This window comes from Agrobacterium sp. LR_9 (assembly GCF_041954855.1).
Lineage (GTDB): Bacteria > Pseudomonadota > Alphaproteobacteria > Rhizobiales > Rhizobiaceae > Agrobacterium > Agrobacterium leguminum.
In genome coordinates, this window is record NZ_JAVAYA010000005.1 from 240,230 (window position 1) to 252,890 (window position 12,661).

The 12,661-nt window shown below is 60.3% G+C and carries 11 protein-coding genes; 10 read left to right on the forward strand and 1 reads right to left on the reverse strand.

Annotation, left to right across the window (positions count from 1 at the left end):
- Positions 1-102: 102 nt before the first annotated feature.
- The 10 genes from RAC79_RS09035 (at position 103) to RAC79_RS09080 (ending at position 11,785) form a co-directional block, all read left to right on the forward strand.
- The gene (locus RAC79_RS09035; protein ID WP_149741804.1) at positions 103-1,047 is read left to right on the forward strand and encodes an ABC transporter permease; all 945 of its coding nucleotides are present in this window, start codon (positions 103-105) and stop codon (positions 1,045-1,047) included.
- Positions 1,044-1,862, forward strand: coding sequence for an ABC transporter permease (locus RAC79_RS09040; RefSeq protein ID WP_078052511.1), 819 nt, complete (start codon positions 1,044-1,046; stop codon positions 1,860-1,862). Before RAC79_RS09035 ends, RAC79_RS09040 begins: the two co-directional genes overlap by 4 nt.
- A complete protein-coding gene (locus RAC79_RS09045) occupies positions 1,859-3,493 on the forward strand; it encodes an ABC transporter ATP-binding protein (protein WP_174039912.1) in 1,635 nt (544 codons plus the stop codon). The genes RAC79_RS09040 and RAC79_RS09045 overlap by 4 nt, the downstream gene beginning before the upstream one ends.
- Positions 3,494-3,506: 13 nt before the next feature.
- A complete protein-coding gene (locus RAC79_RS09050; protein ID WP_174039911.1) occupies positions 3,507-4,349 on the forward strand; it encodes a serine hydrolase in 843 nt (280 codons plus the stop codon).
- A 29-nt stretch (positions 4,350-4,378) separates the two neighbouring features.
- Positions 4,379-5,923 carry an ABC transporter substrate-binding protein gene (locus tag RAC79_RS09055; RefSeq protein ID WP_174039910.1) on the forward strand — a complete coding sequence of 515 codons (1,545 nt, stop codon included), beginning with the start codon at positions 4,379-4,381 and terminating at the stop codon, positions 5,921-5,923.
- Positions 5,924-6,049: 126 nt separating this feature from the next.
- Positions 6,050-7,492: a M20 family metallopeptidase gene (locus RAC79_RS09060; protein WP_374996976.1), complete on the forward strand. Its 1,443-nt coding sequence runs from the start codon at positions 6,050-6,052 to the stop codon at positions 7,490-7,492.
- Between the two features lie 99 nt (positions 7,493-7,591).
- Positions 7,592-7,729, forward strand: a complete 138-nt coding sequence (locus RAC79_RS09065) for a hypothetical protein (RefSeq protein ID WP_174039908.1) — start codon at positions 7,592-7,594, stop codon at positions 7,727-7,729.
- Positions 7,730-8,009: 280 nt separating this feature from the next.
- Positions 8,010-8,939: a sugar ABC transporter substrate-binding protein gene (locus RAC79_RS09070; RefSeq protein WP_003524584.1), complete on the forward strand. Its 930-nt coding sequence runs from the start codon at positions 8,010-8,012 to the stop codon at positions 8,937-8,939.
- Between the two features lie 240 nt (positions 8,940-9,179).
- Positions 9,180-10,721 (forward strand): sugar ABC transporter ATP-binding protein, encoded by a 1,542-nt coding sequence (locus RAC79_RS09075; RefSeq protein ID WP_065657236.1) that lies wholly within the window; start codon positions 9,180-9,182, stop codon positions 10,719-10,721.
- Between the two features lie 32 nt (positions 10,722-10,753).
- Positions 10,754-11,785, forward strand: a complete 1,032-nt coding sequence (locus RAC79_RS09080) for an ABC transporter permease (protein WP_003524582.1) — start codon at positions 10,754-10,756, stop codon at positions 11,783-11,785.
- 80 nt (positions 11,786-11,865) lie between these two features.
- On the opposite strand, the gene RAC79_RS09085 is transcribed toward RAC79_RS09080, so the two are convergent.
- Positions 11,866-12,621 carry a gamma-glutamyl-gamma-aminobutyrate hydrolase family protein gene (locus tag RAC79_RS09085; protein ID WP_003524581.1) on the reverse strand — a complete coding sequence of 252 codons (756 nt, stop codon included), beginning with the start codon at positions 12,619-12,621 and terminating at the stop codon, positions 11,866-11,868.
- Between the last annotated feature and the right edge of the window lie 40 nt (positions 12,622-12,661).

Sequence of the window (12,661 nt, forward strand, 5' to 3'; positions counted from 1 at the left end):
TTATGCATAATATTGCGCCTTATTTATCAATCCGTCATAGTCACCAACAACGAAACCGATAGAGGCGGGATACCATTCCCTGCCATCAATCGTGGGGAACCGATGATAAGATTCATACTGAGCCGTCTTTTGATGGCGCTGCCGACGATCGCATTCGTGTCGATCACGGTCTTTGCGCTCATCCGCTTCATTCCCGGCGATCCGGCTGCCCTGATGCTGGGCGACATGGCGCAACCGGAGCAGATCGAAGCGATGAGGACCGAACTCGGCCTCGACAAATCCATGCCGCAACAGTTCCTCATCTGGGCCGGCAATGTGGTGCAGGGCGATTTCGGCCGCTCCATCGTTAATGATGAGGCGGTGCTGCCGCTGGTCGTCTCGCGTTTTCTCGTCAGTGCCGAGATCGTGGTGGTCGCGGTGCTGCTCGCCAGCCTGATCGCGGTTCCGGCGGGTGTTATCGCCGCCTGGAAACAGAACAGCCTCACCGATCTTGCGCTGGTGGGAACGGCGACCCTGCTTCTGTCCATTCCGACATTCTGGCTGGGTCTTCTGCTTCTTCTGTTTTTCGGCCTCAAGCTCGGCTGGTTGCCGGTGCTGGGATATGTGTCGATCAGCGACAATTTCGTCGGTGGCATACTCTATCTCGTCCTGCCCGTCATGACGCTGGTGATCCATGAAATGGGCGTTCTGATCCGCATGGCGCGTGCCTCCACGCTGGAAGTGCTGCGGCTGGATTACATCACCCATGCCCGCGCCAAGGGTCTTTCGGAAAGCGCCGTTCTCTGGCGGCACGCCTTCAAGAACGCCTTCGGCCCGACATGGACGATGATCGGCCTTATCCTCGGCAATCTTCTCGGCGGCATCGCCGTCATCGAGACAGTGTTCACCATTCCGGGGCTCGGACGGCTGATGGTCGACAGTATTTTCGCCCGCGATTACCCCGTCATTCAGGGATGCCTGCTGTTCGTCTCGCTGTCCTATGTGCTGGTCAACCTGTTCGTCGACCTTCTTTATCCCCTCTTCGATCCGCGTGTGGTTGCCGAATGAAAAAGTTCACACTTAACGGGCTTATCGGCGGCTTTCTCATCGCCCTCCTGCTCATCACCGCCGCAACCGGTCTGTTCTGGACGCCCTATGACCCGATGAAGCTCGGCTTTGCCTCGCGTCTGGCCGGCCCAAGCGCCAGCCATCTTCTCGGCACCGATGAATTCGGGCGCGATGTTTTGAGCCGCCTGATGGTGGGTGCCCGCGCCAGCGTCTGGATCGGCTTCCTGACGGTCAGCTTCGCGACGGTCTGCGGCACGCTGATCGGCCTCGTCAGCGGTTATGCGCGCGGCTGGGTGGATGGCGTCATCATGGCCATCAACAATGCGCTTCTTGCCTTTCCGGGCATTCTGCTGGCGCTCGGCCTGCTCGCGGTTTTCGGCGCCAACCAGTATGGCATCATCTTCGCGCTCGGCATCGCCTATACGCCATCCATGGCCCGCGTGGTGCGCGGTGCCGTGCTTTCCCTGCGCGAGCGGGAATTCATCGAGGCGTCGCTGGTAATGGGCAATGGTGAGATCTACACCATGTTCCGCCACATCCTGCCCAATTGCATCGCGCCGATCACGGTTCTTGCCACCTCCATGTTCGGCTGGGCCATCCTGTCGGAAAGCGCGCTCTCCTTCCTCGGCCTCGGCGTGCCGCCGCCGGCCCCCACCTGGGGCAACATGCTGGCCGCCGGCCGTCCCTTCATCCAGCAGGCCGTGTGGCTTGGGCTTTTCCCCGGTCTCTGCATCGCGCTGACGCTGCTTGGCATCAATCTTCTGGGCGATGCCCTGCGCGACAGGCTTGACCCGCGCATGAGAGGTCTCAAATGACGGATAATGCACTTCTCACCGTTCGCGGCCTTTCCCTCGAAGTCGCCAGAACCGGCCACCGGGTGGTCAAGGATGTTTCCTTCGATATTGCGGCGGGCGAAATCTTCGGCATCGTCGGCGAAAGCGGGTCGGGCAAGACGCTCGCCACCCGCGCGCTCATCTCGCTTCTGCCACCGGCCATCGCCGTCACCGGCGGGTCGATCATCTACAAGGGGCAGGATGTCATGTCCCTGCCGGTGAAGGAGCTTCGGCGTCTGCGCGGCGCGGAGATCGGCGTCGTGTTTCAGGAGCCGATGACCTCCCTCAACCCATCGATGACAATAGGCCGGCAACTGGAAGAGGGCTTGATCCTTCATACCAAATTGTCGCCGGAAGAGCGCCGCGAGAAAATTCTCGACATGCTGCGGCGTGTGGGCATCCGCGATCCGGAAGGTGCGCTGACGGCCTATCCGCACGAGTTCTCCGGCGGTATGCGCCAGCGCATCATGCTGGCCTCGGTCATGCTGCTGAAACCCGCTTTGCTGATCGCCGATGAGCCGACGACGGCGCTGGACGCGGTCATCCAGCGCGATGTCATGGAACTGATGGTGGAGCTGACGCGGGCGGAAGGCACCGCCGTTCTCCTCATCAGCCACGATCTGCCGATGGTGGCACGTTATACCAGCCGTATCGTGGTGATGGAAAAAGGCGCTATCGTCGAACAGGGCCGCACCGAGGACCTGCTGGATGCGCCGCAGCACCCCTATACGAAAAAACTGCTTTCCTCCCTGCCATTCCGCGGCGAGCCACGCAATATCGACACCTCCAAGGCGCCAATGGTTTCGGCCCGCGATATCGTTGTGGATTATGCCGGCCGCAAATCTCTGCTGAAGAAGGCCAAACCGAAGCGGGCGCTGCAAGGCGTCAGCATCGACATTCATGAGGGCGAGGTCGTGGCGCTCGTCGGCGGTTCCGGTTCCGGCAAGACGACGCTTGGCCGCACCATCGCCGGGCTGGTGCAGGAGAGCGAAGGGCATATCCGCTTTCAGGGCCGCGAGCGCAACGAGGACTGGAAGGATTACCGCCTGAATTGCCAGATGGTGTTTCAGGATCCCTATTCCTCGCTCGATCCGCGCATGACCATTCAGGCGCTGGTGGAAGAGGCTCTACGCCTCGTTCCCGGTCTCGATCAGGCCGCCAAGCGCAAGCGGGCGCTGGAAACCCTGGAGGAGGTGGGACTCGGCGCTGATTTTGCCGCCCGCTATCCGCACGAGCTTTCCGGCGGCCAGCGCCAGCGCGTGGCGATTGCCCGCGCAATTGCCCGCCGTCCGCGGTTCCTGATTGCCGACGAGCCGGTCTCGGCGCTCGACGTGACAGTGCGGGCGCAGGTGCTCAATCTCTTTTCCGATCTGCAGAAACGTTACGGCTTTTCCTGCCTGTTCATCAGCCACGATCTCGGCGTGGTGGAACAGGTGGCAGACCGTGTCGTCGTCATGCAGGACGGCCGCATCATCGAAGAGGGTGACCGCGACACGATTTTCGACAGTCCGAGAGAGGCCTATACGCGCCGGCTGCTCTCGGCCATTCCCGCCCTCGACCAGAATGAAAAGGGCGGCGTGACACTGAAATGGCGTCTGGAAGATGAAGTTTAACAGGAAGATGACTATGACCGTGGCTGCCCAACTGAATGCGATCTGCGATGCACAGCCTTTCGTGACGCGCTTCATGGTGCGCAATCTCCTGACCGGTGAAGAGATCGGCCGGGGAGAAAACGAGGAGACGCCGTCGGGCAGCACCCGCAAGACGTCGATCATGATGGCTGTGCTGAAAGCCGCCAGCGAAGGGCGGATCGATCTCGACCAGCCCGTTACCTATGAAAAGCGGCTGGCGGAAGAGGTTGCGAGCGGCATGTTCCGTTATATGACGCCAGGCATCGTCATTTCGCTACGCGATGCCGTCGCTGGCATGATGGTGCTGAGCGACAACGTCTGCACCAAGATGGTGCTGGAGAGGCTGACGCTGGAAGAGGTGGACGGCTATTGCAAATCGCTTGGCATGGCCAACACCCATCACCGTTTCCTCATTCCGCCGCTGGCGCTGGCGGCCGACCATCCGCTGAAAACCGTCACCACCACCTCGGCGGCGGATCAGGTGCTGCTGCTGCAGACTATTCTCGATGCGCAGTCCTCGCAGGTGGCGCAGGCAAAGCTCGGTTGCAGCCCGCAATTGTGCGAATGGGCCATGCAGACGCTGAAGAACCAGATTTTGCGGTATGGTATCCGCTCCCGCCTGCCCTTTGAGGCTGTGGTGGCCAGCAAGAGCGGTCGCGGCAAGCGCGGGCGCATGGATGCCGGCATCGTCTACAGAAACGGCGCGCCGTCCTTCATCATCACCACTTATACCGACGAGGTGCCGCAGGTGATGCCTGACGGTACGCCGGGATACACCATCGCGCTCGAAACGATCGGCCGGCTGGCACAGGCCTGCTGGGACGGCTTTCACCAATGACAATCAATGACAACAAAGAGGGTAGAACAGTGAAAAAACTTCTTCTCGCAGGCGTTGCCCTGCTGGTAACGGCCAATATCGCGGCGGCCCGCGACATCACCATCGCCCAAAGCTCGGATCTTCGCAGCAACAATCCCGGCGTGAACCGCGACGGCAATACGGATGGGGTTATCCTGCACATCGTCGAAGGTCTTGTCGGCTACAACAACGCCGGTGAGGTGAAGCCGCTTCTGGCCGAGAGCGTCGACGTTTCGCCCGATGGCCTGACCTATACGTTCAAGCTGCGCAAGGACGTGAAATTCCACAATGGTAAGCCGCTTACCGCAGAGGACGTCGTCTGGAACTGGACGCGCTACCTGAAGCCGGAAACGAAGTGGACCTGCCTCAACGATTTCGCGGAAGGCGGGGCAGCGCACGTCACCGGCGTCAAGGCCACGGATGCATCCACGGTCGAGATTACCCTCGAAAAACCCTCCGCCGTTTTCCTTGGCCTGATGTCGCGGCCGGAATGCGGTTATACCGGCATGATCTCGCCGGAATCGGTTGCTGCCGATGGCAGTTTCGCCAAGCCCATCGGCACCGGGCCGTTCCAGTGGGACGAGTGGAAGAAAGGCGAATATATCCGCCTCGCCAAATTTGCCGATTATGTTTCGCCGGCAAACGACGGCAAGCCGGACGGTATGGTCGGCTCCAAGCGGCCGCTCGCCGACGGCATCAAATTCATGGTCATTCCCGATGCTTCGACGGTGAAGGCCGGGCTTGAATCCGGTGTGCTCGATACTGCCGAGATTTCTCCCGATCTCATTCCGGAATTCAAGACCAATGAAAAGATGCAGCTGATCGTTGCCCGCAACAACGGCAAGAACCTGTTCTACATTCAAACCCGCGACAAGGTTCTGAGCAATCCCGGCGTGCGCCGCGCCATGGCGATGGCGCTCGATCTTGATGAGCTGGTTGCTGCCGCATCGAACGGCACGGGTGAAGCCAACGGCTCGATGGTCTCGCAGGACTCGGTTTATTATGACGAGGCGCAGAAGAAGCGCCCGGCCTATGATGTCGAGGCCGCGAAGAAGGAGCTGGAGGCCGCCGGTTACAAGGGCGAGCCGATCTCCATCATCGCCAACAAGCGTGGCAACGTGCCGAGCTTCCCGGCCGCCGTCATGGCGCAGGCCATGATGCAGCAGGCGGGTCTCAACGTGCAGATCGAGGTGCTGGACTATGCCACCCAGGTGGATCGCCGCCGTTCCGGCAATTATCAGGTGATCTCTCAGTCGGTCGCTCCGCGCCTCGACCCGGCGCTGATGTATGCCTTTTATGTCGGCAACAAGGACAAAAACGCCTCCCTGATGTGGGACGATCCGAAGGCGATAGAACTGATGAAGGCGGCTTATGTCGAAGCCGACCAGACGAAGCGCCAGATGATTTTCGACGAGTTCCACGAACTGATGCTGAAGGAAATGCCGGGCATCTTCCTTTACGACATGGTCGATGTCTGGGGCGCGACGAAGAAGCTGAAGGGCCAGCCGGTCTGGCAGTCGAACGCCCGCCTCTGGGAAGTCTCGGTCGACAACTGATTCACTATGCCCGCGCCGGAGGCGGACCCCGGCGCGGGCTTTCCAATATGAAGCGCAGGAATTTGGCGGTGCATCCGCCGAAGCGCTTGCGCGTGCCCGTAAAGGGCAAAAATGCGAGGACAAGCCATGAACCGTGACGCCGTGATGTCGATTGCCGCCGAAGTCGAGGCGATGAAGCCCGATTTCACCACCTTGAGCGACAGCATCTGGGATTTTGCCGAACTCAAATTCGAGGAACAGCAATCTGCCGGCGTTCTGGCGGGCGCGCTCGAGGAAAACGGCTTTGCGGTTCGCCGCGGCGTGGCAGGTATGGAAACGGCCTTCATCGGCGAATTTGGCAGCGGCAAGCCGGTCATCGCTTTTCTCGGTGAATTCGATGCGCTGGCCGGCATGAGCCAGGTGGCTGATGTGGCTGAGGCGCAGCCGCGCGAACCCGGCGCCACCGGCCATGGCTGCGGCCACAACCTGCTTGGCGTCGGCTCATTGATGGCCGCTATTGCGCTCGCCCGGCATCTGAAAGCCAATAATTTGCCCGGCACCGTCCGTTATTACGGCTGCCCCGGCGAGGAGGGCGGTTCCGGCAAGACGTTCATGGTGCGCGCCGGCCTGTTCGACGATGTCGATGCTGCGCTGACTTGGCACCCGGCACCGTTCAACGGAGTACGCTCGACCAACAATCTGGCCGTGCTGGAATATTTTTACCGTTTCAAGGGTGTTGCGGCTCATGCCTCCAACGCTGCCCATCTGGGCCGCTCGGCGCTCGATGCCGTCGAACTGATGAATGTCGGCGTCAATTTCCTGCGCGAACACATGCCGCAGGATTGTCGGGTGCATTACGCAATCACCGATACCGGCGGCAAGGCGGCGAATGTGGTGCAGGCCAGGGCGGAAGTGCTCTATCTGATCCGAGCCCCGGAAATGCGCCAGGCGCTCGATCTTGCCGCGCGGGTGGACAAGGTCGCGCGCGGCGCGGCGATGATGACCGAAACAGAGGTGGAAATCGTCTTCGATACCGCCTCCACCAATCTCTTGCCCAACATCACGCTGGAAACGGCGATGCATGAAAACATGGTGGCGCTAGGCCCCATCGCCTTCGACGAGGCGGATATCGCGTTTGCCAAACGCATTCAGGACACTTTCACCGACGAGGCGATCAAAAGCAGCATCCGGCTCTACCAGATCAAGGGCGATGTCTTTTCCAACCGGAAGATTGACGGGTCGACACCCCTGCATCTCGGCCTGCGCGATTTCGAGGGCCAGTCGCATTTCCGGGCGGGTTCCACCGATGTCGGTGATGTCAGCTGGGTGACGCCAACCGCGCAGTGCTGGACGCCCGCCTGGGCGATCGGCACCAATCCACATACATGGCAGGTGGTGGCGCAGGGCAAAAGCCCTGCCGCCCACAAGGCCATGGCCCATGCCGCCAAAACACTCGCATCGACCGGCTTTGCGCTGATGACCTCGCCGGAACTGCTCGCCAATGCTAAAAGGGAATGGCAGGAAAAGACCGAGGGCAGCAAATATGTCTGCCCGATTCCCGCCGATGTAATGCCTGGTTCGCATCGATAGAACGTGGTGCACCAACACGCCCATTCTGCTGAACCTGTTCCCTTCTCGCGTATTTTCGCCGGTGGAATGGTGCCTCACATGGGCGCGTTAAGCGAAAAGATGAGACCCGCCGGTGGCTTTGCCAATGGCGGGGTCTACGGGTCCGGCATTGAAAACGGACTTTCCGCCATATTCTTCGTGATCCTCGGTTTCGGCCCGCGCATCCATGATTTCAACGGCTTATCGATCCTCGCCTGACGAGTGGGGGTAACGTTGAAGAAGCTTCGGCGCAGTTCCCGGCAATCCGCCACGGAACTCCTTCCTCCTGAAATCCCCCTTGATCACCGCCTTGTGTGCCGCTTCGCCGCCTTGCCGTGAAGAAAGCATTGACGTTTGGACCAAAAATGGAATAAATATATCGAACAGACAGAAAATCGGTTTCATTATTCCGTTTTCTGGTTGTGAGGAGGTAGCGGCGGGCTCTCGGGTTCGCCTCCGGCTGGGAGAGGTGGCGCCGGACACCGAGGAGGAGAAAACAATGAAGAAATTTATCATCGGCGCAGCCATGTCTGTGCTTCTGGGCACGGCGGCGCATGCGGAGACCGTAGGTGTCTCGATGGCGCTGTTCGACGACAACTTCCTGACCGTGCTGCGCAACGGCATGCAGGATTATTCCAAGGAGCTGAAGGGCGTGACCCTGCAGGTCGAGGACGCGCAGAACGACGTTGCCAAGCAGCAGAGCCAGATTCAGAATTTCATCGCGTCCAAGGTCGACGCGATCATCGTCAACCCGGTTGATACGGATGCGACGGCGGCGATGTCCAAGCTCGCCGCCGACGCCAAGATTCCGCTGGTTTATGTCAACCGCCAGCCGGTGAACGTCGATAGCCTGCCGGATGGCCAGGCATTCGTCGCCTCCGACGAGACGGTGGCCGGCACGCTTGAAGCGAAAGAAGTTTGCCGCCTTCTCGGTGGCAAGGGCAATGCGGTCATCATGATGGGTGAGCTTTCCAACCAGGCGGCACGCATGCGCACGCAGTCTGCCAAGGACGTTCTGAAGACCGACGAATGCAAGGGCATTTCGGTTGTTGAAGAGCAGACCGCGAACTGGCAGCGCACGCAGGGTTCCGACCTCGTCACCAACTGGCTTTCCAGCGGTATCGAATTTAATGCCGTCATCGCCAACAATGATGAAATGGCGATTGGCGCGATCCAGGCCCTGAAGGCCGCAGGCAAGGACATGAAAAGCTATGTCGTCGCCGGCGTTGACGCCACGCAGGACGCCCTTGCCGCGATGCAGGCGGGCGATCTGGATGTGACGGTGTTCCAGGATGCGGCAGGGCAGGGCAAGGGCGCTCTCGATGCCGCGCTGAAGCTCGTCAAGGGCGACAAGGTGGAGAAGAAGGTCTACATTCCTTTCCAGCTCGTCACGCCTGAAAACGTCAAGGACTACGTGGCCAAGAACTAACGGCCGCCTTCCGGCATCTGCGCCCGTTCAGATTGACATTGGAGGCAGATGCCGGTTTCCGACGGCGCCGAAGACAAGCTTCGGTACGCGAGCGGATTACGATTGAATTTCAGTGAATTCAAAGTGTTGCAGCGCCTTTCATGTCGTGATCGACATGGCGCTGCAAGCCTCCCCGGAGGCAAGGGTGCGCCATCTGGCAAAGCCTGTTTCCGGTCATTTTTGTCTATTGTGGAGGATGAGATGGTCGTCAGTCCATCGACAATGGCCGCCGTGCGCGCCAGCGGAGCCGTGCCGAATGCGGAGTATCTTCTCGCGGCGGAAGGCATACGCAAGGAATTTCCCGGCGTCGTGGCGCTTGATGATGTGCAGTTTAAGCTGAAGCGCGGCACCGTGCATGCGCTGATGGGCGAGAATGGCGCCGGAAAATCGACGCTGATGAAAATCCTGGCCGGCATCTACCAGCCGGACAGTGGCGAAATTCGCCTGAAAGGGGCCGACATACGTCTCGATTCCCCGCTCGATGCGCTGGAAAACGGCATTGCCATGATCCACCAGGAACTGAACCTGATGGCTTATATGACGGTGGCGGAAAACATCTGGATACGCCGCGAGCCGAAGAACCGGCTGGGTCTCATCGACCATGGCGAAATGTATCGCCGCACCGAAACGCTGCTGGAAAGGCTCGGCATCGATCTTGATCCGGAAACCCGCGTCGGCGAGCTTTCGGTGGCAAGTCGCCAGATGGTCGAGATCGCCAAGGCGGTTTCCTATGATTCCGACGTTCTCATCATGGACGAGCCGACATCCGCACTGACGGAGCGCGAGGTCGAGCATCTCTTTCGCATCATCCGCGATCTCCGGGAACGCGGTATCGGTATCGTCTACATCACCCACAAGATGAACGAACTGTTCGAGATCGCCGATGAATTTTCGGTTTTCCGCGACGGCAAATATATCGGCACCCACGCCTCGACCGATGTAACGCGTGACGACATCATCCGCATGATGGTGGGCCGTGAAATCACCCAGATGTTCCCGAAGGAAGAGGTTCCGATCGGCGACGTAGTGCTTTCGGTCAAGAATCTCACTCTCGACGGCATTTTCCACGACGTTTCCTTCGAGGTGCGCGCCGGTGAAATTCTCGGCGTTGCCGGCCTTGTCGGATCGGGCCGCTCCAATGTGGCGGAAACGGTGTTCGGTGTAACGCCCGCATCCTCGGGCACGATTGCAATCGACGGCAAGCCGGTTTCGATCGACAGCCCGACGAAGGCCATCAGTCACCGTATGGCGTTCCTGACGGAGGATCGCAAGGACACGGGGTGCCTGCTGATCCTGAATATTCTGGAGAACATGCAGATCGCTGTCCTGCAGGACAAATATGTCGCCAATGGCTTCGTGCAGGAAAATGCGCTGTCGGATGCCTGCGAGGAGATGTGCCGCAAGCTCCGGGTCAAGACGCCGCATCTTTACGAGCGCATCGAGAATCTCTCGGGCGGGAACCAGCAAAAGGTGCTGATCGGCCGCTGGATGCTGACCAAGCCGCGCATTCTCATTCTGGATGAGCCGACACGCGGCATCGATGTCGGGGCCAAGGCGGAAATTCACAAGCTGGTTTGCGAGATGGCGCGCCAGGGCGTCGCCGTCATCATGATTTCCTCCGAAATGCCGGAGGTTCTGGGTATGAGCGACCGTGTCATGGTCATGCATGAAGGTCGGGTGACGGGCTTCCTTGATAGAAGTGAAGCCACGCAGGTTAAAGTGATGGATCTCGCATCGCGGTGAGGCGCGCCGGGATTTCTCGAGGAGGAATGACTATGAATACGAACGCCGCCGCCAACACAGAGTTGGACGCAAAATCCGGACGCAAGCCGCACCGGCGCATCCCGCCGGAGGCCAATATCTTTTTCGTGCTGATCGGCATCGCGCTGGTTTATGAAATCCTCGGCTGGATTTTCATCGGCCAGAGCTTCCTGATGAACCAGCAGCGCCTGACGATCATGATCCTGCAGGTCTCGGTGATCGGCATCATCGCGGTCGGTGTCACGCAGGTCATTATCACCGGGGGTATCGATCTCTCTTCCGGTTCCGTCGTCGGCCTGACGGCGATGCTGTCCGCCAGCGTGGCGCAATCGTCCACATGGCCGCGGGCGCTTTATCCGGGATTGACCGATCTGCCCTTCTTCATACCGCTCGCCGTCGGCATATTGGCTGGCGCCCTTGCGGGCTTCATAAACGGGCAACTCATCGCCCGCACCAAAATTCCGCCCTTCATCGCAACGCTTGGCATGATGGTGACGGCGCGCGGTCTTTCCAAGTGGTATACGAAGGGGCAGCCGATCTCCGGTCTGACGGACGGTTTCAACTTCATCGGCACGGGCATCTGGCCGGTCGTGGTGTTCCTCGTCGTCGCCGTCATCTTCCACGTGGCGCTGCGTTACACCCGCTACGGCAAGTTCACCTATGCCATCGGCGCCAACCAGCAGGCGGCACGCGTGTCCGGTATCAATATCGAGGCGCATCTGATCAAGGTCTATGCCATTGCTGGTCTGCTCGCCGGTCTCGCCGGTGTCGTCACCGCCGCCCGCGCACAGACGGCGCAGGCCGGCATGGGCGTGATGTATGAACTCGACGCCATCGCCGCAGCCGTTATCGGCGGCACATCGCTCGCCGGCGGTGCCGGCCGCATCACCGGAACGGTGATCGGCACCATCATCCTCGGTGTCATGACGTCGGGCTTCACCTTCCTCCGGGTGGACGCCTATTATCAGGAAATCGTCAAGGGCCTGATCATCGTGGCCGCGGTCGTTGCCGACGTCTACCGACAGAAGAAACGCGCAAAGCGCTAAATCCTCCTCCCAGACTTGGGGCAGGCCTTCAGGCTTGCCCCTTTTTTGTGTTCTTATGAGCCGGGGGGATTAGCTAAGGTTCATGCCTTGCTGTTCCGATAGTCGTGGACGGCCTTGCCGAAGGCCTCGAACAGTGCCCGGGAGGGCGCGTCCGTCTCAGCCCAATATTCCGGATGCCATTGCACGCCGACAGCAAATCCTTTGGCGTCGATGACTGAAACGGCCTCGATTGTGCCGTCCGCCGCCGTCGCCTCCACCTGCAGGCGTGGAGCGGTCTCGGCGATTGCCTGCCGGTGCAGCGAATTGATCTGGATTTCGCCCGACATGCCGAGATGCTGCGCGATGCAGGAGCCTTCGCGCACATGCACCGGCTGGCGGATGGCGAAGGCCACGTCGCGGTCGTCATGTTCCGGCTTTCGGTGGTCCCATATGCCAGGCTGCTCCTGAATTTCGGACGCAAGCGTACCGCCCAGCGCGACGTTCAGCTCCTGAATGCCGCGGCAAATGGCCAGCATCGGGATGCCGCGCTCGATAGCGCGGCGAATGAGCGGCAGGCTGGTGGCGTCGCGGGCCTGATCGAACGGGCCGTCGCTTTCCTGCGCCTCTTTTCCGTAAAGGGAAGGATGCACATTGGTGGCGGAGCCGGACACGAGCAGGCCGTCCACCCGGTCGAGAATAGCGTCGACCTCGTTTCCGTCCTCGAAGGCCGGGACAATGAAGGACATGACACCAGCCACCTTCAGCGCGGCGGAAACATACTGGTTCTGCGCGGCGTGCCAGTCGGCTCCGGTGAAATGCCGGATGTCGGCGGGAACGGCGATAATGGGTTTTGGCATGGTGGCTCCGGGACGAATCTTCGAAATTTGTGCGACTGCC